The sequence below is a fragment of the Sphingomonas sp. BL2 genome, assembly GCF_056680015.1.
Genome location: NZ_CM155261.1, coordinates 1,825,973 through 1,844,806, shown reverse-complemented (window position 1 = coordinate 1,844,806; position 18,834 = coordinate 1,825,973). Strand labels below are relative to the sequence as shown.

21 protein-coding genes are annotated in these 18,834 nt (G+C 66.3%); 14 read left to right on the top strand and 7 right to left on the bottom strand.

The annotated features are described in order from the left end of the window. The first annotated feature begins 75 nt into the window (after nucleotides 1-75). Nucleotides 76-810, top strand: a complete 735-nt coding sequence (locus tag AC1ME3_RS08520) for an SIMPL domain-containing protein (protein ID WP_480955629.1) — start codon at nucleotides 76-78, stop codon at nucleotides 808-810. A gap of 234 nt (nucleotides 811-1,044) precedes the next feature. Here AC1ME3_RS08520 and AC1ME3_RS08515 read toward each other — a convergent pair whose 3' ends face one another. From AC1ME3_RS08515 to AC1ME3_RS08505, 3 genes are all read right to left on the bottom strand, one after another. Beyond that, nucleotides 1,045-1,302, bottom strand: a complete 258-nt coding sequence (locus AC1ME3_RS08515; protein WP_056061084.1) for a GlsB/YeaQ/YmgE family stress response membrane protein — start codon at nucleotides 1,300-1,302, stop codon at nucleotides 1,045-1,047. Nucleotides 1,303-1,395: 93 nt separating this feature from the next. Beyond that, nucleotides 1,396-1,695, bottom strand: coding sequence for a CtrA inhibitor SciP (gene sciP / locus AC1ME3_RS08510; protein WP_056061087.1), 300 nt, complete (start codon nucleotides 1,693-1,695; stop codon nucleotides 1,396-1,398). Between the two features lie 103 nt (nucleotides 1,696-1,798). Next, nucleotides 1,799-2,026 (bottom strand): hypothetical protein, encoded by a 228-nt coding sequence (locus AC1ME3_RS08505; protein WP_056061089.1) that lies wholly within the window; start codon nucleotides 2,024-2,026, stop codon nucleotides 1,799-1,801. A 195-nt stretch (nucleotides 2,027-2,221) separates the two neighbouring features. Between AC1ME3_RS08505 and mnmA the strand changes: the two genes are divergently transcribed. Beyond that, nucleotides 2,222-3,343 (top strand): tRNA 2-thiouridine(34) synthase MnmA, encoded by a 1,122-nt coding sequence (gene mnmA, locus AC1ME3_RS08500; protein ID WP_480955628.1) that lies wholly within the window; start codon nucleotides 2,222-2,224, stop codon nucleotides 3,341-3,343. Between the two features lie 14 nt (nucleotides 3,344-3,357). Beyond that, nucleotides 3,358-3,606 carry a UvrB/UvrC motif-containing protein gene (locus AC1ME3_RS08495; protein ID WP_480955627.1) on the top strand — a complete coding sequence of 83 codons (249 nt, stop codon included), beginning with the start codon at nucleotides 3,358-3,360 and terminating at the stop codon, nucleotides 3,604-3,606. A 171-nt stretch (nucleotides 3,607-3,777) separates the two neighbouring features. On the opposite strand, the gene AC1ME3_RS08490 is transcribed toward AC1ME3_RS08495, so the two are convergent. The 3 genes from AC1ME3_RS08490 to pdxH are packed head-to-tail and all read right to left on the bottom strand — an operon-like array spanning nucleotide 3,778 to nucleotide 6,102. Next, nucleotides 3,778-4,569: a PhzF family phenazine biosynthesis protein gene (locus AC1ME3_RS08490; protein ID WP_480955626.1), complete on the bottom strand. Its 792-nt coding sequence runs from the start codon at nucleotides 4,567-4,569 to the stop codon at nucleotides 3,778-3,780. Nucleotides 4,570-4,579: 10 nt separating this feature from the next. Next, the gene (locus tag AC1ME3_RS08485) at nucleotides 4,580-5,527 is read right to left on the bottom strand and encodes a cation diffusion facilitator family transporter (protein WP_056484804.1); all 948 of its coding nucleotides are present in this window, start codon (nucleotides 5,525-5,527) and stop codon (nucleotides 4,580-4,582) included. Further along, entirely contained in the window at nucleotides 5,524-6,102 is a 579-nt protein-coding gene (gene pdxH, locus AC1ME3_RS08480; RefSeq protein WP_480955625.1) for a pyridoxamine 5'-phosphate oxidase, read from the bottom strand. Before pdxH ends, AC1ME3_RS08485 begins: the two co-directional genes overlap by 4 nt. 110 nt (nucleotides 6,103-6,212) lie before the next feature. Between pdxH and ku the strand changes: the two genes are divergently transcribed. The 4 genes from ku (at nucleotide 6,213) to AC1ME3_RS08460 (ending at nucleotide 13,561) form a co-directional block, all read left to right on the top strand. Next, nucleotides 6,213-7,094 carry a non-homologous end joining protein Ku gene (gene ku, locus AC1ME3_RS08475; RefSeq protein ID WP_120299473.1) on the top strand — a complete coding sequence of 294 codons (882 nt, stop codon included), beginning with the start codon at nucleotides 6,213-6,215 and terminating at the stop codon, nucleotides 7,092-7,094. A 111-nt stretch (nucleotides 7,095-7,205) separates the two neighbouring features. Then, complete coding sequence (ligD, locus tag AC1ME3_RS08470) at nucleotides 7,206-9,722, top strand: DNA ligase D (protein ID WP_480955624.1); 2,517 nt, start codon at nucleotides 7,206-7,208, stop codon at nucleotides 9,720-9,722. 373 nt (nucleotides 9,723-10,095) lie between these two features. Then, a complete protein-coding gene (locus AC1ME3_RS08465; RefSeq protein WP_480955794.1) occupies nucleotides 10,096-12,534 on the top strand; it encodes a circularly permuted type 2 ATP-grasp protein in 2,439 nt (812 codons plus the stop codon). Between the two features lie 133 nt (nucleotides 12,535-12,667). Next, nucleotides 12,668-13,561 (top strand): transglutaminase family protein, encoded by an 894-nt coding sequence (locus AC1ME3_RS08460; protein ID WP_480955623.1) that lies wholly within the window; start codon nucleotides 12,668-12,670, stop codon nucleotides 13,559-13,561. A 111-nt stretch (nucleotides 13,562-13,672) separates the two neighbouring features. On the opposite strand, the gene AC1ME3_RS08455 is transcribed toward AC1ME3_RS08460, so the two are convergent. Continuing rightward, nucleotides 13,673-13,816 carry a hypothetical protein gene (locus AC1ME3_RS08455; protein ID WP_480955622.1) on the bottom strand — a complete coding sequence of 48 codons (144 nt, stop codon included), beginning with the start codon at nucleotides 13,814-13,816 and terminating at the stop codon, nucleotides 13,673-13,675. Between the two features lie 94 nt (nucleotides 13,817-13,910). Here AC1ME3_RS08455 and AC1ME3_RS08450 point away from each other — a divergent pair, with 94 nt between their 5' ends. The 7 genes from AC1ME3_RS08450 (at nucleotide 13,911) to AC1ME3_RS08420 (ending at nucleotide 18,819) form a co-directional block, all read left to right on the top strand. Then, entirely contained in the window at nucleotides 13,911-14,849 is a 939-nt protein-coding gene (locus AC1ME3_RS08450) for a DnaJ C-terminal domain-containing protein (protein WP_480955621.1), read from the top strand. Between the two features lie 82 nt (nucleotides 14,850-14,931). After that, nucleotides 14,932-15,807 (top strand): YihY/virulence factor BrkB family protein, encoded by an 876-nt coding sequence (locus AC1ME3_RS08445; protein ID WP_247599659.1) that lies wholly within the window; start codon nucleotides 14,932-14,934, stop codon nucleotides 15,805-15,807. A gap of 11 nt (nucleotides 15,808-15,818) precedes the next feature. Next, a complete protein-coding gene (fabI, locus tag AC1ME3_RS08440; protein ID WP_480955620.1) occupies nucleotides 15,819-16,622 on the top strand; it encodes an enoyl-ACP reductase FabI in 804 nt (267 codons plus the stop codon). Continuing rightward, the gene (locus AC1ME3_RS08435) at nucleotides 16,622-16,870 is read left to right on the top strand and encodes a DUF4160 domain-containing protein (RefSeq protein WP_056484816.1); all 249 of its coding nucleotides are present in this window, start codon (nucleotides 16,622-16,624) and stop codon (nucleotides 16,868-16,870) included. The genes fabI and AC1ME3_RS08435 overlap by 1 nt, the downstream gene beginning before the upstream one ends. Further along, nucleotides 16,854-17,207, top strand: a complete 354-nt coding sequence (locus AC1ME3_RS08430; protein ID WP_480955619.1) for a DUF2442 domain-containing protein — start codon at nucleotides 16,854-16,856, stop codon at nucleotides 17,205-17,207. The genes AC1ME3_RS08435 and AC1ME3_RS08430 overlap by 17 nt, the downstream gene beginning before the upstream one ends. Then, the gene (gene aroC, locus AC1ME3_RS08425) at nucleotides 17,204-18,271 is read left to right on the top strand and encodes a chorismate synthase (protein ID WP_480955618.1); all 1,068 of its coding nucleotides are present in this window, start codon (nucleotides 17,204-17,206) and stop codon (nucleotides 18,269-18,271) included. Before AC1ME3_RS08430 ends, aroC begins: the two co-directional genes overlap by 4 nt. 56 nt (nucleotides 18,272-18,327) lie before the next feature. Further along, nucleotides 18,328-18,819, top strand: coding sequence for a hypothetical protein (locus tag AC1ME3_RS08420; RefSeq protein ID WP_480955617.1), 492 nt, complete (start codon nucleotides 18,328-18,330; stop codon nucleotides 18,817-18,819). The last annotated feature ends 15 nt before the right edge of the window (nucleotides 18,820-18,834 follow it).

The following is an 18,834-nucleotide window of genomic DNA, read 5'->3' as shown; positions in this document are numbered from 1 at the left end:
GAGTTTGCGCACCGTTCAGCTTGTGTTGAACCGATCCGGGCGACACGCACGGACAGTTCAACGGGAGACACCATCATGAAGACCGCATCGTTCCTGACCATCTTGGCGAGCGCCACCGCGATTCTTCCTACCGCCGCCAATGCCCAGGCCGCGCCGACCACGGTCGAGCCGATGGTGCCCGCCGCCGGGACCGTGCTGGACGTGACCGCCGAGGGCCGCACGACGCGCGTGCCCGATCTCGCGACGATTCGCGCGGGGGTCGTGTCTCAGTCGCCGACTGCCGCCGCGGCGCTCACCGACAATGCGCAGCGGATGGCCAAGGTGCTGGACGCGCTGAAGCGGGCGGGCGTCGCACCGCGTGACGTCGCCACCTCGAACGTCCAGTTGTCGCCACAATATCGCTACGCCGACAACCAGCCGCCGGTGATCACCGGGTATCAGGCGACCAACACCGTCTCGATCCGCTTCCGCGACGTCGCCAAGTCGGGGACGATCCTCGACGCGCTGGTCGCACAGGGTGCAAACCAGATCGACGGGCCGAACCTAACGATCGACAAGCCCGACGCGGCGCTGGACGAGGCACGGACCGACGCGATCACGCAGGCCAAGCGCCGCGCCGATCTCTACGCCAAGGCGGCGGGGCTGCGCGTGTCGCGAATCGTCTCGATCGCGGAATCGGGCCAGGATACGGGTGGTCCGGCACAACCGATGTTCATGGCGCGTGCGGCGATGGCCAAGGACAGCACGCAGATCGCGCCCGGCGAGAAGGACGTGACGGTCACGCTGTCAGTCCGCTTCCTGCTGAACTGATGCTCTCTACGATCCTCCCCCGCCAGGGGGAGGTGGCTGGCACTTGCCAGACGGAGGGGGAGGATCGGAAAACCGCTGTTTCGCGCCCTCCCCCTCCGTCACCTTCGGCGACACCTCCCCCTGGGGGGGAGGATGCAAAGGCCGGCTGCGGATCGGGCAAATAATCTCACGCACGAAAAAAGGGCCGCCCGGTTGCCCGGACGACCCTTTATCTTCGCGTGACGATGCGAACTCTTAGCGGACGCTACCGCGACGCACGAGGTTCACGATCGCGAGCAGGATGATCGCACCCAGAAGCGACACGATGAACGAGGTCAGCGTCAGCGGCTGGTTGTTGATCGAGCCACCCGACAGGATCAGGCCACCGATGAACGCGCCGACGATGCCGACGATGATGTTCAGGAAGATGCCCTGCTGCGCGTCGGTGCGCATGATCATGCTAGCGATCCAGCCGATGACGCCGCCGATGATCAGCCAAAGAATGAGACCCATGATATTTTCCCTCCGTTGAACCCGTATCCGGGCGATGGCGGAAAGACGTGCGAACGGCGTTTTTTGTTCCGCTCGCGTTTTGAGTTTTGCCGTTCAATACTTTTGTTGGCGCTCGTACAACGACTTATAGTGCTGGATCCGCGTCACGCGCAGTCCGGGCATTCCCGACCGATCGATCGCCCGCTGCCAACCGGCGAACTCCTCGACCGTCAGGCCGTAGCGCGCGCAGACATCGTCGACGCTCAACAGCCCGCCATTCACCGCGGCGACCACCTCGGCCTTGCGCCGAACGACCCAGCGCGTGGTGCTGGGCGGTGGCAGGCTGTCCAGCGTCAGCTGCTCGCCCAAGGGCCCGATGACCTTGCCGGGACGGATTTTCTGGTTCTCGATCATTTGAAACCTCTGATCGGGGCGGGGGGCCCCCTCTCGATACGCACACACGACCTGTAATCGCAGGTCTTGAAGATCGGCTGAAACGCCGCGGTAAACAGCATCTTCATTCCTCCTTCCAACGGGTCAACGCCGCGGCCATCGGCCCGTTGAACGCACCGTGGAGTGGCGCGAACAACTTCGGATCGATCGTGGCGCGAGCAAATCCCGCCTGCACCGCCGCTGTCGGGCTCGCTGCCTGCCGGGCGGCGATACCGACGATCAGGACGGCCAGGTCACCCGGAAGAACGGTGACCTCTGCGTCGCGATCGAAACGGGGAAAACTCAGGTCCAACGGGTCACTCGCTTCATTCTCGGAAGCCCCTGTCTAGGCCAAGGGGATGAAGACTGCGTAAAACACTCGCCATGAAGCCGGCGATTTGTCGCATCGCCGCATTCGCCGGTCGCGTTTTTCACTCGCCTTGGCCTGATCAAGGTTAATCGACGCATCGTTTTGCAACGGAGTGCCTCCGCGCTTATGTAGCGCCGCATGGATCAGACCGATTTTCAGCTCGGGGCCAGTGCCGATACGGGCATGGCCGGAAAGCGCATCGTCGTGGCGATGTCGGGCGGCGTCGACAGTTCGGTCGTCGCCGCGCTCGCGCATGCCACCGGCGCCGAGACCATCGGCGTGACGCTCCAGCTCTACGATCACGGCGAGGCGGTCGGCCGCGCAGGCTCGTGCTGCGCCGGCCGCGACATCCGCGACGCCCGCGCGGTGTGCGATCGGCTGGGGATCGCGCATTACGTGTTCGATCACGAAACCAGCTTCCGTGAGCAGGTCGTCGACAAGTTTGCCGACGAGTATCTCGCCGGCCGCACGCCGATCCCGTGCGTCCAGTGCAACATGGGGCCGAAGTTCACTGACCTGCTGAAGCTCGCGCGCGATCTCGGCGCGGACTGCCTCGCGACCGGGCATTATGTCCGGCGGGTCGAGGGCGCGCACGGCGCCGAACTGCACCGCGGGGCGGATCCCGCGCGCGACCAGAGCTATTTCCTGTTCGCGACCACGCAGGCGCAGCTCGATTACCTGCGCTTTCCGCTCGGCGGCCTACCCAAGGCGCGCGTCCGCGAGATCGCGGCCGAACTCGGCCTCGGCGTCGCGGCCAAGCCGGACAGCCAGGATATCTGCTTCGTGCCTGACGGCGACTACGCCGGGCTCGTCAAAAAACTGCGCCCCGAGGCGGCAGAGACCGCGGGCGACATCGTCGACCTCGGCGGCGCGAAGCTCGGCGAGCATCGCGGGCTGATCCACTTCACCGTCGGCCAGCGCCGCGGACTGGAAATCGGCGGGAGTCCCGAGCCGCTCTATGTGGTCCGCGTCGAGCCCGAGACGAAGCGCGTCGTCGTTGGCCCCCGTCGCGCGCTGGCTGTCGGGGCAGCACGGATGACCGACATCAACTGGCTGGGTGGCGATTTCACCGGACCGTTGACCGCCAAGGTGCGATCGATGGCGAAACCCGTCCCTGCCCGTCTGGTCGGCGACCGCGTGGTGTTCGATGCGCCCGAATACGGCGTCGCGCCCGGTCAGGCGGCAGTACTCTATGCGGGCGAGCGCGTGCTCGGCGGCGGCTGGATCGCGGAAACCGAAGCGGCACTCGTCGCCGCCTGACGCGTTGATGCGGCATGGATATCGACGATCTACGCCGCGAGATGGAAGCCGCCGCCGCGGCGATGGATTTCGAGACCGCGGGCAAGTTGCGCGATCAGATCAGTGTGTTGCGCGGCGGCGGCGAGGTGGCGGACACCGCGGGCCTGACGCGCCAACAGCCGGGCGCGATGGGGCTTGGAACGAGCCAGCAGCGGATGACGCCGCCGCCCGGCTGGGTGAAACCGAAGAAGCCCGATCCGATGACCAAGGGGCGGAAGCGGTAGGCGCGCTGATCGCCCTTCGGGGCTACCTCTGGAAAAGAGCACCACCCCGGCGGAGGCCGGGGCCCAATTGGGACACGAGAATTGGCGGCAGCTGCGCGTCGTTACTGCGACCTTGCCAACTGGACCCCGGCCTTCGCCGGGGCGGTAGTTGTTAAAAAGCGGGCCAAGACATCAAGGCAGCAGGAACGTACCCTCGATCGTCGTCACGCACGATCCGCCCAGCACCACCCGGTCACCCTCAAGCCGACACGTCAGCTTTCCACCGCGCGCGCTCGCCTGATACGCTGTAAAGCTGTTCCCCAAGGTCGGCGCCCAATACGGCACCATCACCGCATGCGCTGAGCCCGTCACCGGATCCTCATCGATCGCATAATACGGCGTGAACACGCGGCTGACGATGTCGCTCGCCTCCCCCCGCGCCGCTACGATCGCGACGATGGGGAATCTCGCCAGTGCTACGTAGTCCGGCTTCAGGTCGCGAACGATCGACTCGTTCTCAACGATCACGAGCGCATAGCCCTTCTCGTGCCACAACGTCTCGACGGGCGACTCGATGTTCAACGCGGCAACGATCTCCGGGATCGCCTTCGGGCTCGGTCCCCAGGCCGGCAGCTCCAGCGTGTACCCGCTGTCCGCCCGCGCGACCTCCAGTATCCCAGCCTGCCGCGTCCGGAACCGCACCCGGTCGAGCGCAGTATCCGACGACAGCACGAAATGCCCGCTCGCCAACGTCGCATGACCACACAAGGCCACCTCGGCCCCCGGCGTGAACCAACGCAGGTCGAAATCGACGCCCTCGTCGTCCGACGCGACGATGAACGCCGTCTCACTCAGGTTGTTCTCCTGCGCGATGTTCAGCAGCACGGCGTCGTCGAGCCACGCCGACAGCGGCATCACCGCAGCCTGGTTGCCGCCGAAGGGCGTGTCGGAAAACGCATCGATCTGCGCGAACGGTATTCTCATGCCTAAATCCTCAAACCCGCTTGCCGAACCAATGCGGCGTCACGTCCGCCTCGACCAGCGGATTGTCGGTATCGACATGCCCCTCCGGATCGAGATGGATCAGTACCTCGACCTTGGGGAACGCGGTGCGCAGGTTCCGCTCGACCGCCTCGACGATGTCGTGCGCATGTTCCACGGTCAGGTCACGTGCCACCTCCATGTGGAACTGCGCGAAATCGTGGCTGCCAGAGCGGCGCGTGCGGAAATCATGGATTCCCCGAATGCCAGGCTGGCGCGCGGCAACATCGAGGAATTGCGCGCGGAAATCCTCAGGCCATTCCTTGTCCATCAGCTGGTCGATCGCATTCGACGACGCCTGGAACGCGCCCCAGGCGAGCCACAGCGCGATGACGATGCCGAAGATGGGATCCGCGCCGCTCCACCCGACATATTGATCGAGCACCAGCGCGACGATCACCGACCCGTTGAGCAGCACGTCCGACTGGTAATGGACGTTGTCCGCGAGGATCGCGACCGAGCCCGTCTGGCGGATGATCTTACGCTGATAGGCGAGCAGGAACACCGTCGCCGCGATCGCGATCACCGACACGCCGATGCCGAACTCGGCGCCGGTGGTCGGCTGCGGATCGCCGAACGCCAGGATCGCGCGCCACGCGATGCCGACCGCCGACGCGGTGATCAGCATGACCTGGAACAGCGCCGCGAGCGCCTCAGCCTTGCCGTGGCCGAAGCGGTGATCGTGATCCGCCGGCGTCGCCGCCAGCCGCACGCCGTACAGCGTGACCAGCGACGCGAGCAGGTCGAGCGCGGTATCGGCGAGCGAGCCGAGCATCGCCACCGAGCCCGTCGACCACGCCGCAAAGCCCTTCAACAGCAGGAGGAAACACGCCATCGCGACGCTGGCGAGCGCCGCGCGTGTTGCGAGGGGTATGACCTTGCGCCGTTCGTCCTGCGTCATGGGAACAACAGCCCTTCGCTCCAGTTGCCGTCATCGCGAACGAACAGCCGCCGTTCGTGGAGCCGATGCGCACGGTCCTGCCAGAACTCGATCCGCGTCGGCGTGACACGGTAGCCACCCCAATGCGGCGGCCTTGGCACGTCCTGCCCGTCGAACTTCGCGGTCATTTCGGCAAAGCGCTGCTCGAACGTCTCGCGGCTGTCGAGCGGCCGGGACTGCTCCGACGCCCAGGCGCCAAGCTGCGAATCACGACCACGCGAGGCGAAATAGGCGTCGGACTCTTCGTCCGTCGCCCATGATACCGGACCCTCGACGCGGATCTGACGGCGCAGCGACTTCCAGTGGAACAGCAGCGCACCCTGCGGATTGGCGGCGAGCTCGCCTGCCTTGCGGCTTTCGCGATTGGTGTAGATCACGAAGCCGTCGGGGCCATGCCCCTTCAACAGCACCATGCGCACCGAAGGCCGCCCCTCGGCATCGGCGGTCGCAAGCGCAACCGCGTTCGGGTCGTTCGGCTCGGACTGCTTGGCTTCGGCGTACCAGCTGTCGAACAGCGTGAAGGGATCGTCTGACATGCCGCGCGCCATAGCGGGATTTGGGCCGAAACGAAACTTGGGAACGACTCTACCGTGCCGATGATTGACCCAGGTAATCGAATCGTTTCCGCAACGAAGGAACATCCAGGGTGGCAGCGCGCGCATATTGGCAGGGGCAGATCCGGCTGGCTTTGGTCTCGATCCCGGTCGAGATCTATTCCGCGACCAAGTCCGGCGCGGCGGTGTCGTTCAAGCAGATCCACGAGCCGTCGGGCCAGCCGATCCACTACGACAAGGTCGTCACCGGCGTTGGCCCGGTCGACGCCGACGAGATCATGAAGGGCTATGAGGTCTCGAAGGGCGAATACGTCCTGCTGGAGCAGGACGAGATCGATGCGGTGAAGCTCGAGTCAAAGAAGACGCTGGAACTCACGCAGTTCGTCGATGCGAGCGAGATCGACGTGCTGTATTACGAGAAGCCGTATTTCGTGGTGCCCGCGGACGATCTCGCGGAGGAGGCGTTCATCGTTCTGCGCGAGGCGTTGAAGCGGACGAAGAAGGTCGGGCTCGGCCAGCTTGCGATGCGCGGGCGCGAATATGTCGTGAGCCTTAAGCCGTGCGGGCGCGGGATGGTGCTGGAGACGCTGCGCTACGCCGACGAGGTGCACAAGGCGCAGGGGTATTTCCGCGAGATCCCCGATGACAAGCCGTCCGAGGAACTGCTTGAACTCGCCGAGGCGCTGATCGAAAAGCGCAGCGCGGACTTCCATCCGCAGGAGTTCCACGATCGCTATGTCGACGCGCTGAAGGACCTGATCGAGCGCAAGCGCAAGTCGAACGGGAAGAAGATCATCGAGGACAAGGACACCGGCGGAAAGACGGGATCGAACGTGGTCGATTTGATGGCGGCGTTGAAAAAGTCGATGGAGAAAAGTGGGGGTGCGGCAGAGAAGGCGCCGGCGAAGAAAGCCCCTGCCAAGCGCGCGCCTGCCAAGACGGCGGCCAAAGCGCCAGCCAAAAAACGTGCTTAAGCTCCCATCCCTGAAAGGGAGGGGTTGGGGGTGGGTCGCTCACCGTAATAGCGCCCCGCCCGCCAAGCGGCTGCCCCACCCCCGGCCCCTCCCTTCCAGGGAGGGGTGAAGATGGTCGACGATCCCCTAGCGCTCTACAATTCCAAGCGGAACTTCACGAAAACCGCCGAACCCGCAGGCACGCTGGCCCCCGGCAACGGCAACAGCTTCATGGTCCAGAAGCACGACGCCACCCGCCTTCACTGGGATTTCCGCCTCGAAATCGATGGCGTCCTGAAAAGCTGGGCAGTCACCCGCGGCCCCAGCCTCGACCCCAACGAAAAGCGCCTCGCCGTCCGCACCGAGGACCACCCGCTCAGCTACGCCACCTTCGAAGGCACGATTCCCGCGGGCGAATACGGCGGCGGCACGGTGATGCTGTGGGACCGCGGCACGTGGTCGCCGATCAAGGGCAAGTCGGCCAAGGACCTCGACAAGGGTCACCTCCACTTCGTCCTGGATGGCGAACGGATGAAGGGCGAATGGCTGCTGATACGCCTGAAGCCCCGTGCGAAGGAAAAACGCGAGAACTGGCTGCTCAGGAAGATTGACGATGCGGCCGCTGGCGGCACCGACACGCTCGTCGAAGAAGCGCTAACCAGCGTCTCGACCGGCCGCACGATGATCGAGATCGAAGAGGATAAAAAGCCGGCACGCCCCCCCAGCCCGTCATCCCAGCGAAAGCTGGGATCTCAAGCGGTGAAAACGGGACAGGAGCCGCGGGAGACCCCAGCTTCCGCTGGGGTGACGAAGGGGGCGGGGCGAGCGAGTAACACGCCGCCGGAGTTCCAGGACCTGCAACTCTGCACCCTCGTCGACGCCGTCCCCACCGGCTCCGCTTGGCTCCACGAAGTCAAATACGACGGCTACCGCGCGCTGATCTCTGTCGCCAACGGCAAGGCGAAGGTCTTCACCCGCACCGGCCTCGACTGGACCGACAAGTTCGCCGCAATCGCCGACGCCGCCGCCAAACTCCCCGTAAAATCCGCGCTGATCGATGGCGAGATCGTCGCGTTCAAGGACGGCCATCCCGATTTCTCGACGCTGAAGGACGCGATCTCCGCGGGCGGCGACATGACGTTGTTCGCGTTCGACCTGCTCGCACTCAACGGCGAAGACCTGACTGGCCTCTCCAACCTCGACCGCAAGGCGCGGCTGCAACCGCTGATCCCCGGGGACGAGGACCGCCTCCGCTACTCCGACCACGTCATCGGCGCGGGCGAGCAATTGTTCAAGACGATGTGCCGCGAAGGCCTCGAAGGCATCGTCTCGAAACGCGCCGACGCGCCCTATGCGGGCAAGCGGACCAAGACGTGGCTCAAGGTCAAATGCACGCACCGCCAGGAATTCGTGATCGTCGGCTGGCTGCCGTCCGACAAGAAACGCGGGTTCAAGTCGCTGCTGCTCGGCGTCCGCGAGGGCAAGGGCTTCAGGTATGCGGGGAAGGTCGGCACCGGGTTCGACCAGGCGTTGATGGACGAGATCCGCGACAAGCTCGACGCGCTCGACCGGAAAACGCCGACGGTCGAGGCCCCCAAGGCGGCGGTCCGCGGCGCGAAATGGGTGACGCCGAAACTGGTCGCGGAGGTTGCCTTCGCCGAGGTCACGCCCGACGGCGTGCTCCGCCATTCGAGCTTCATTGGCCTGCGCGAGGACAAGGCCGCGAAGGACGTCCTCGCCGAGACGCCCGCCCCGCCGCCCGATGTTCATGAGAGCGCCGCGCCCGAGACGAGCATCAAGGTCAGCAGCCGGGACCGCGTGATCTTCGACAAGTCGGACGTCACCAAGGGTGATCTCGCGGACTATTACGTCGCGGTATCGAGGATCATGCTGCCGGTCGCGGGCAACCGGCCGATCAGCCTCGTCCGCTGCCCACAGGGCCGCTCGCGCGCGTGCTTCTTCCAGAAACACGACGCGGGGAGCTTCGGCGACGCGGTGCATCAGGTGCCGATCCGCGAAAAGAACGGCTCGACCGAGGACTATCTGTATGTCGACGACGCGGACGGGCTGGTCGCGTGCGTGCAGATGGGGACGATCGAGTTCCACGGCTGGGGCTCGTCGAATGCCGCCTTGGAAAAGCCGGACCGGCTGGTGTTCGATCTCGATCCCGACGAGGGGCTCGACTTCGGCGACACGAAGAAGGCTGCCGAGCATCTGAAGAACCAGTTGGCGGAACTGGGGCTGGTCAGCTTCCCGATGCTGTCGGGCGGCAAGGGCGTGCATGTCGTCGTACCGCTGACTCCGGACGCGGAATGGCCGGCGGTGAAGGACTTCGCGGATCGCTTCGCGCGGGCGATGGCGGGGGCGGATCCCGAGCGATTCGTCGCGACGATGGCGAAGGCCAAGCGCAAGGGGCGGATCTTCATCGACTGGCTGCGGAACCAGCGCGGGGCGACGGCGGTGATGCCGTACTCGGCGCGGGCCCGGGCGGGGGCGCCGGTGGCGGCGCCGGTGTCGTGGACCGAGTTGCGGGATATCGAGACGGCCGCGCGGTGGGGCGTAAAGGATGGGGCCGAGTTGATCGCGCGGGCTGGGTCGCGGGCTTTGGCGGGTTGGGGTGTGGCGGATCAGGTGTTGCCAGATTTGTGAGCGGCTCCCTCCACCAGCACCACCCCGGCGGAGGCCGGGGCCCAGTTGGGGAACGGTGCTATCGAAGGGCAGCGCTCCGTTACGACCACCTTTCCAACTGGGCCCCGGCCTTCGCCGGGGTGGTGGTTTGTGGAGGCGACAGCTCGCCCCCTTACTGTTCCCTCGCGAACGCGGGGGTCCAGGGTAACTGAACGCAGCGCTTGGGATTCCTGGACTCCCGCGTTCCCGGAGGAACAGCAGTAACGCGCGGCCCCCGCGACAATTTATGTTGCACCGCCGCGTCGAAAGGTGAAACACCGCCGCCTGTATTCGGGGGCTTGAGGCATTGGACACGGCGGACACGGCGACGCACACCGCGCCCCTTTTCGACGCGATGATCCATGCCGAGCGCTGGATCGCCGACTATTGCGCACGCAGCACCGGCGCCGACGTGCTCTGCAAGGACGCCGACCCCGCCTGGGCGGCGATGTTCGCCGAACTCGCGATGGTCGCCTCGGACGACCTCGGCCACATCCGTGAACGCGTCCAGCGGCATGCCGTCGACATCGGCACCGGCTTCCGGATCGCCGACGAACCAGACGAGCGCCCCTGGCCCGTCTCGCCCGTACCCTTGCTGATCGAGGCCGGCGAATGGGCGGGGATCGAGCGCGGCGTGATCCAGCGCGCGACGTTGATGGAGACGGTGATCGCCGACCTATACGGCAAGGGAACGCTGGTCGCGGACGGCCATATCCCCGCCGCGCTCGTCACCGGCAGCCCGTTCTTCCTGCGGCCAATGGTCGGGCTCGACCCGCCCAGCGGCCGCCACCTCGATTTCATCGCGATCGATCTCGGTCGCGGGCCGACCGGCGAATGGCGCGTGCTCGCCGATCACCTCCGCGCACCCGCCGGCGCCGGCTATGCGCTGGAGAACCGCATCGCGGTCAGCCGGACGCTTGGGGGGTTGCAGGATCGGCTCAACGTCCAGCGCCACGCGCCGTTCTTCGCAGCCTTCCGCGCCGGCATCGCGGCGATGTGCAAGCGGACCGACCCGCGGATCGGGCTGCTCACGCCCGGTCGGTTCAACCCGAGCTATCCCGAACAGGCGCACCTCGCGCGGTATCTCGGGCTGCTGCTGGTCGAAGGTGCCGATCTCGCCGCGCTCGAGGACAAGGTGTATGTCCGCACCATCGGCGGGCTCAAGCGGATCGATGCGCTGTGGCGGCGGCTCGACCCGCGGCTGCTCGATCCGCTGGCGTTCGACACGCATTCGCAGATCGGCGTGCCCGGGCTGATCGACGCGTACGCGGCCGGCAACGTCGTGCTGTCGAACACGCCGGGCTCCGCCGTGCTGGAGGCGCCGGCGTTCTCGGCGTTCCTACCGCAGCTGGCAAAGTCGCTGCTCGGCGAAGACCTGCTGCTGCCCAACATCGCGACGTGGTGGTGTGGGCAGGACGGCGCGCGGGCGCAGGTCAAGGCGAATTTCGACCGCCTGCTGATCGGTCCGGCATTCCATTCGCGGCCTCTCGGCATGACCGGCGGCCCGGTCACGGGCGCCGACATCACTGGCGAAGACCGCACGCGCCTGCTCGCCGACATGGCAAAGCGGCCGCAGGATTATGTCGGGCAGGAACTGGTCCAGCTCTCGACCATGCCGGTCGTGGTCGGCGATGCGCTGGTCCCCCGCCCCTTCACGCTGCGCGTGTTCGCAGCGCGTAACGGCGACGGCGAATGGACCGTCCTCCCCGGCGGGTTCGCGCGGATCGGCGAGCATCCCGACGCGCGGGCGGCGGTGATGGGCGAAGGCATCTGGTCCGCCGACGTCTGCATCTATGGTGCCGAGCCGGTCGCGCCCGTGTCGTTGCTGACCGCCGCGGACTCGTTCCAGGTGCGCCGCAATCCGGGGACGTTGCCGAGCCGGGTGGCGGACAATTTCTACTGGCTCGGGCGGTATCTGGAGCGCGGCGAGGCATTGCTCGGCGCGATCCGCGTGATGCTCGGCAACTCGATCGACGTCGACGGGGGTGCCGTCTTGTCGCCGACCACAGTCGGCAAGCTGGTCGGGCTGATCGTCGGGGCGGGCAGCGCGCCGCATCCGCCGTCGCTGCGCCGTGCCGACCTGACCGCGCTCGCCCGCACCGCGATGGAGGACGAGCGCCGGCAGTCGATCCTGACGCTCAACCGCCATGCGCGCGAGATCGGCGAAGGCTCGCGCGACCGGCTGTCGGCGGACATGGTGCGATTGCTCGAAGCGCCCTTCCCTACGCATCGCGGAATGCTGGAGCGGGCGGGGTCGCTGCAACGGCGCTACGCAGCGATTGCCGGGCTGTCGGCGGAGCATATGGGGCGGACGGCGGCGTGGCGCTTTCACGATCTCGGGCGGCGGATCGAGCGGGCGATGGCGATGGCGCGCGCGATCCGGTTGTTCGGGATGCCGGGCGCGTCGCCGGACGACCTGTCGGTGCTGCTCGACCTGGCCGACAGCCAGATCAGTTACCGGCAGCGTTATCCGACGGGGATCGCCCGGGTGCCGGTGATGGATCTGGTGGCGCTCGATCCAGGCAATCCTCGGTCGTTGGCGTTTTCGGCGGAGAGGATCGCGGCGCGGTTGGCAGAGTTGCCGGTGCTGAGCGACGACGAGATGGCTGAGCCGCAACAGGCGCAAGCGACCGGGTTGCAGGCGATCGTGATGACCGCGACGGCCGCGGAGCTGGACGCGGAGACGCTGGGGGATATCGAGCGGCGTCTCGGCGCGGTGTCGGATGCGCTGGCGCGGCGGTATTTCCTGCAGGGGGCGGAGCCGTTGCGGACTAGCGGGCTGACGTTGGCGTGAGGGGCGTGAGCGGGCGCAACAAACTCCCTCTCCCCTCCGGGGAGAGGGTCGGGGTGAGGGGCAGCCAAGCAGTGCTGCGCCCGGAACAGCCCCTCACCCCAGCCCTCTCCCCGGAGGGGAGAGGGAGCAGATCATGATCTACGATATCCGCCACGTTACGACGTTCGATTATGGCGCGAGCGTGAAGTTTGCGCGGTGCAATCTGCGGTTGAAGCCGATCGACTGGCCGGGGCAGCATCTCGATAGCTACGCGCTGTCGGTGCATCCGGCCGGCCGCACCAGTGCCGCGCGCGCAGAAGCCGGGCTCGCCAACGTTACGCGGCTGGTGGTCGACAGTCCGGTTCGGCACCTGACGATCGAGAGCCGGTCGCGGATGACGGTGGACCGCCTCGTGCCCGTGCCCGATGCCAGCGATCCGACGCTAGGCGAGATCGCGGCGATGGCGCGGGCGAGCACCGATCTCTCCGCGGCTAGCCCTGCGAACTACATCTATCCCTCGCCGCTGATCCCGCTCGACCAGGCGATCGCCGACTATTGCGCGGTCGATCTCGATCCTTCCCGGGGCGCGCTGGAGGCCGGGATCACGCTCGCGCGGCGGATCCAAGTGGAGTTCGAATTCGATGCCGACGCGACGCTCGTCGATACGCCGCCGCATGAGGCGTTCCTCCAGCGCAAGGGCGTGTGCCAGGATTTCGCGCAGATCATGATCACCGGCTTGCGCGCGGCGGGGCTGCCCGCGGCCTATGCGTCGGGATATATCCGGACGATCCCGCCCGAGGGCCAGCCGCGGCTGGTCGGCGCGGATGCGACGCATGCGTGGGTGTTGCTGTGGTGCGGGCCGGTGCGCGGCTGGGTCGGGGTCGATCCGACCAACGGGATCTGGATGGCGAGCGATCACATCGTGATGGCGGTCGGGCGGGACTATGCCGAGATCGCGCCGGTCGACGGGGTGGTGCTCGGGTCGGGGGCGCAGAACATGGATGTCAGTGTCGATGTGGCGCCTTTGGAGGACACCCAACTCTCCTAACCCACTCCGTCACCCCGGACCTGTTCCGGGGTCCACCATTCCGCGTACTCAGCTTTCTCGATGTTGCGGAACCGTGGATGCCGGAACGAGCCCGGCATGACGGAACGGGCGTTACTTCTCGTCGTGTGGGTTCGGATACGAGCCGCCGCCGCTCTCGCCGCCCTCGTCCTTGGCCGGCGCGTCGTTCACGCCGTCCTTTTCCTTCGCGCCGTCGTCTTTCTTCGGCACGCCCTGCATCGGTTGTTTGTCGGTCATGATCGTTCCTCTCGTGCAACCAAACACCCCGCGCGCAATTGCGTTGCGCGGGCGATCCCCCCACATAGACGCGCAAGGTATAATGGGGACGTAAGTGGCCGATCCGTACAAGACTCTGGGTGTAGCGCGCGACGCGACCGAAGCCGACATCAAGAAGGCGTACCGCAAGCTCGCGAAAGAGCTTCATCCCGATCGCAACAAGGACAATCCGAAGGCGTCGGAGCGGTTCAGCACGGTCACCAACGCGTACGACCTGTTGAACGACAAGGACAAGCGCGCCCGGTTCGATCGCGGCGAGATCGACGGCGACGGCAACCCGGCGTCGCCGTTCGGCTTTGGCGGTGGCGCCGGCGGGCGACCGCAGCCCGGCGGCGGCTTCCGGAGCGAGGGCTATGAGACCGGCGCCGGCGGGGCCGACATGAGCGACATCTTCGAAGGCCTGTTCGGCGGCGCGCAGCGTGGCGGCGGCGGTGGGTTCTCCGGCGGCTTCGGTCGGCGCCCGCAGCCCAAGGGCGAGAATGCCGCGTATCGCCTGCAGGTCCCGTTCGTCGAAGCGGCCACGTTGGAACCCCAGCGCGTGACGCTCGCAGACGGCAAGACGCTCGACCTCAAGCTCCCCGCCGGGGTCGAGAGCGGCACGCAGATGAAGCTGGCCGGCAAGGGCGAGCAGGGTCCGGGCGGCGCAGGCGATGCGATCCTGACGATCGAGGTCCAGCCGCACAAGTTCTTCACGCGCGACGGCGACGACGTCCGCCTCGACCTGCCGATTACGCTGGCCGAGGCGGTCCTGGGCGGGTCGGTCAAGGCGCCGACGGTCGACAAGCCGGTGATGCTGACGATTCCTAAGGGCACCACCTCAGGCAAGACGCTGCGCCTCAAGGGCAAGGGTTTTCACAAGAAGGGCGGCACGCGGGGCGACCAGTTGGTCACCCTGATGATCGACATTCCCGCCAGCGATGCGGCGCTGACCGCGTTCGTCGAAAGCTGGGATGGTCGCGAAGCCGGGAACCCGCGGGGGGCCATGGGCGTCTGAACCCGTTGTGAATGACAATACCCTAACGCCCGAAGCGCGCGCGCACGATCATGGTGCGACGCGCGCCCGTCTCACCCGCGGCATGGCGAAGGTCAGGCCAGGCAGTTACGCGTTCGAGATCGTCAAACGCGCGGCCGTCGGCGTGTTCAACGATGGCTTCATCCACGCGGGGAACCTCGCCTATCTCGCGTTGATGACGGTGTTTCCGTTCTTCATCGTTGCGGCAGCGATCCTGTCGATCTTCGGGCAGAGCGTCGAGACGGTGCGCGCGGTCGAGTCGTTCCTCAACGTCCTGCCACCGAACGTCGGCGACCTGTTGCGCAAGCCAATCGCCGACGTGCTTGCCGCGCGGACCGGGTCGCTGTTGTGGCTTGGTGCGCTCGTCGGCCTGTGGACGGTCGGCAGCTTCGTCGAGACGATCCGCGACATCTTCCACCGCGCCTACGGAATCAAGGCAACCGCGCCATTCTGGAAATCGCGGCTCGGCTCGTCAGCTGTGATCATCCTATCGGTGGTGATCGCGCTGCTGTCGTTCCTCGTCCAGGGTATCCTCACCGCGGCCGAGCAGTTCATCTATCGCCTCCTCCCCTTCGCGCAGGACGCCGCCGGCTGGGTCGGCCTTTCTCGTCTTATCCCCGGCCTGCTCATGTTCGGAGCGCTGTACCTGCTGTTCTATTCGGTGACGCCGTCGCGCTATCGCTATTCGAAGTGCCGCAAATGGCCGGGTGCGCTGTTCACGACCGCCTGGTGGGTCAGCGCGACCGCGCTGCTGCCGGTGATCCTGTCGCGGCTCGGCGGGTACGACCTGACCTATGGCAGCTTGGCGGGTGTCGTCATCATGCTGTTATTTTTCTATGTCATCGGGCTCGGGCTCGTATTCGGCGCGCATCTCAACGCAGCACTGGCGGAACCACCCGAAACAACGCTAGAGCAGCCTGCTACGGATATGCAGGTATAGGCGGGGACGGCGTGAACGGTTTGATGGCGGGCAAGCGTGGGCTGATCATGGGCTTGGCGAACGACAAGTCGCTAGCCTGGGGGATCGCCAAGAAGCTGTCCGAAGCGGGTGCGGACCTCGCGTTCAGCTACCAGGGCGAGACGATGAAGAAGCGCGTCCGCCCGCTCGCCGAGCAATTGGGCGTGGCGCGGCTGTTCGATTGCGACGTGTCGGACATGGGTGCGCTCGATGCGACCTTCGACAAGCTGGCTGAAGAATGGCCGACGATCGACTTCGTCGTCCACGCGATCGGCTTTTCGGACAAGAACGAGTTGCGCGGGCGGTTCGTCGACACCAGCCTCGACAATTTCCTGATGACGATGAACATCTCGGTGTATTCGTTCGTCGCGGTCGCGCAGCGTGCGGCCAAGATGATGACCGAGGGCGGCGCGATGCTGACGCTCAGCTATTACGGTGCGGAGAAGGTCATCCCGCATTACAACGTGATGGGCGTGGCGAAGGCGGCGCTGGAGACGAGCGTGCAGTATCTTGCGGTCGATCTTGGTCGCGACAATATCCGCGTGAATGCGATTTCGGCGGGGCCGATCAAGACACTGGCCGCAAGCGGCATCGGCGATTTCCGCCTCATCCTGAAGTGGAACGAGCTGAACTCACCGCTGAAGCGCAACGTGACGATCGACGACGTCGGCGGCGCGGGGCTGTATCTGCTGAGCGACCTGGCTTCGGGCGTAACGGGCGAGACGCACCACGTCGACGCCGGCTACAACGTGATCGGCATGAAGGCCGAAGACGCCCCCGATATCGCTTTGGCTTGATGCCGACGGTCTTCCGGCTACATGGCCTGCGGTTCATGATCTTCCTCGACGATCACGCACCAGCGCATGTCCATGTATTCGGCGACGGCGAAGCGAAGATCGAGATCGGAGGCGACGGGCGGTCTCCGCGCATGATATATGCGGAAGGACTGAGCGGAGCGATGCAGCGACGCGCGTTGACTGCCGTCGCTCGGAACCAGAGAATGCTGCTGATGAAATGGGTCGAAATCCATGACCGAGCTGACTGAGGAAGAGATCCTGGCGGCGAACGAGCGCGGTCGCATCGCAATGGCGACCAAGCCAAGGGCGAAGAGCGCGCGATACGATCGCGATGAGGATCGTATCGTGGTCGATCTGGTGAATGGGTCGACGTTCGCGTTTCCGCCGCAGCTGTTGCAGGGCTTCGATCGCGCGACCCCGGACCAGATCGCGGAAGTCGAAATTCTGGGTGTCGGATTTGGTCTGCATTGGGAGTCGCTCGACGCGGACTTTACCGTAGCCGGACTCATGGCTGGCCGCTTCGGCACGGCGCGCTATATGGCAGAGCGGTTCGGCGCCGCCTGGGACGCGGTCGCAGCGGAATGAGCTTCAATACGTTTGGACGACTGTTCCGCCTCACCACTTGGGGCGAGTCTCATGGGCCTGCGCTCGGCGCAGTCGTCGACGGGTGCCCACCTGGCATCCCGCTCACCGAGGCTGACATTCAGCCCTGGCTCGATAAGCGCCGCCCGGGCACCTCGCGCTTCACGACGCAGCGGCGCGAGCCGGATACGGTGCGCATCCTCTCGGGCGTGTTCGAAGGCCGCACGACAGGGACGCCGATCAGCCTGATGATCGAGAACGTCGACCAGCGCTCGAAGGACTATTCGGACGTTGCCAAGGCCTATCGCCCCGGCCACGCCGACTATGCCTATGACGCGAAATACGGGTTCCGCGATTTCCGTGGCGGCGGGCGCTCCTCCGCGCGCGAGACCGCGGCACGCGTCGCCGCCGGTGCCGTCGCGCGGCTCGTCGTCCCGCAGGTCCGTGTCCGCGCATGGGTCGAGGCGATCGGCGGCGATGCGATCGACCCCGCGAACTTCGACGACGCGCAGATCGACCAGAACCCGTTCTTCTGCCCCGACGCCGAGGCAGTACTCCGCTGGGAAGTGCTCGTCGACGCCGCCCGGAAATCCGGCTCGTCGCTTGGCGCGGTGATCGCGTGCGAGGCGACCGGCGTGCCCCCCGGCTGGGGCGCGCCGCTCTATGCCAAGCTCGATTCCGAACTCGCCTCCGCCTGCATGAGCATCAACGCGGTCAAGGGCATCGAGATCGGCGACGGGTTCGCCGCTGCCGCTCTGTCGGGCGAAGCGAACGCCGATCCAATGCGTCCCGGTATCGACGGTCCGGAATTCCTCGCCAACCATGCCGGCGGCATCGCTGGAGGCATCGCGACCGGCCAGCCGATCACCTTGCGCGTCGCGTTCAAGCCGACCAGCTCGATCCTCACCCCGGTCGAGACGATCAGCCCGACCGGCGAAGCCGCGACGATCGCCACCAAGGGGCGTCACGACCCGTGCGTTGGGATCCGCGGAGTCCCCGTGGTCGAGGCGATGGTCGCCCTTGTCCTGGCCGACCAGGCACTGCTGCATCGAGGCCAGTGCGGCTGACGCTGGAACATAAGCCGGACTTAAGCGCTTGCCCTTCAATAACATAGGAGAGCGAAATGCGTATTCTGACTTCGATCGCAGCGGCAGCGCTGATCATTCCGGGCGTGGCACTGGCACAGACGGGCACCGGCGGCTCGATGGGCGGCACCACGGGTGGCACGATGAGCGGCAGCACCATGGGCGGTTCGACCGCAGGCAGCACGACCGGCGGCATGTCGACCGGTACGATGGACCAGGCCAACCCCTCGACCAGCACCCGTTCGACCACAACGCGCACGCAGCGTGGCACCAAGGCTCGCAGCCGTACGCGTGGCACGACGTCGGGCACCATGAGCGGCACTGGCACGACGGGCAGCACGATGTCCGGCACGACCGGTAGCACGATGTCCGGCACGATGGGCGGCACGACTGGTACGATGGGCACCACCGGCACGATGGGTGGAACGATGGGCGGCTCGACCGGAACCACGGGCACGATGGGTGGCACGACCACCGGCACGATGGGTTCGACCACGGGCGGGACAACCGGCACGACCACTCCGCGCTGATCCGACCTCGCTACA

Excerpts from the sequence above, each read along its gene's own strand:
- AC1ME3_RS08520 (WP_480955629.1), top strand. The coding sequence starts at position 76 with ATGAAGACCGCATCGTTCCTGACCATCTTGGCGAGCGCCACCGCGATT.
- AC1ME3_RS08515 (WP_056061084.1), bottom strand. The coding sequence starts at position 1,302 with ATGGGTCTCATTCTTTGGCTGATCATCGGCGGCGTCATCGGCTGGATC.
- sciP (WP_056061087.1), bottom strand. The coding sequence starts at position 1,695 with ATGATCGAGAACCAGAAAATCCGTCCCGGCAAGGTCATCGGGCCCTTG.
- mnmA (WP_480955628.1), top strand. The coding sequence starts at position 2,222 with ATGGATCAGACCGATTTTCAGCTCGGGGCCAGTGCCGATACGGGCATG.
- AC1ME3_RS08495 (WP_480955627.1), top strand. The coding sequence starts at position 3,358 with ATGGATATCGACGATCTACGCCGCGAGATGGAAGCCGCCGCCGCGGCG.
- AC1ME3_RS08490 (WP_480955626.1), bottom strand. The coding sequence starts at position 4,569 with ATGAGAATACCGTTCGCGCAGATCGATGCGTTTTCCGACACGCCCTTC.
- AC1ME3_RS08485 (WP_056484804.1), bottom strand. The coding sequence starts at position 5,527 with ATGACGCAGGACGAACGGCGCAAGGTCATACCCCTCGCAACACGCGCG.
- pdxH (WP_480955625.1), bottom strand. The coding sequence starts at position 6,102 with ATGTCAGACGATCCCTTCACGCTGTTCGACAGCTGGTACGCCGAAGCC.
- ligD (WP_480955624.1), top strand. The coding sequence starts at position 7,206 with ATGGTCGACGATCCCCTAGCGCTCTACAATTCCAAGCGGAACTTCACG.
- AC1ME3_RS08465 (WP_480955794.1), top strand. The coding sequence starts at position 10,096 with ATGATCCATGCCGAGCGCTGGATCGCCGACTATTGCGCACGCAGCACC.
- AC1ME3_RS08460 (WP_480955623.1), top strand. The coding sequence starts at position 12,668 with ATGATCTACGATATCCGCCACGTTACGACGTTCGATTATGGCGCGAGC.
- AC1ME3_RS08455 (WP_480955622.1), bottom strand. The coding sequence starts at position 13,816 with ATGACCGACAAACAACCGATGCAGGGCGTGCCGAAGAAAGACGACGGC.
- AC1ME3_RS08445 (WP_247599659.1), top strand. The coding sequence starts at position 14,932 with ATGGCGAAGGTCAGGCCAGGCAGTTACGCGTTCGAGATCGTCAAACGC.
- AC1ME3_RS08435 (WP_056484816.1), top strand. The coding sequence starts at position 16,622 with ATGCCGACGGTCTTCCGGCTACATGGCCTGCGGTTCATGATCTTCCTC.
- AC1ME3_RS08430 (WP_480955619.1), top strand. The coding sequence starts at position 16,854 with ATGACCGAGCTGACTGAGGAAGAGATCCTGGCGGCGAACGAGCGCGGT.
- aroC (WP_480955618.1), top strand. The coding sequence starts at position 17,204 with ATGAGCTTCAATACGTTTGGACGACTGTTCCGCCTCACCACTTGGGGC.
- AC1ME3_RS08420 (WP_480955617.1), top strand. The coding sequence starts at position 18,328 with ATGCGTATTCTGACTTCGATCGCAGCGGCAGCGCTGATCATTCCGGGC.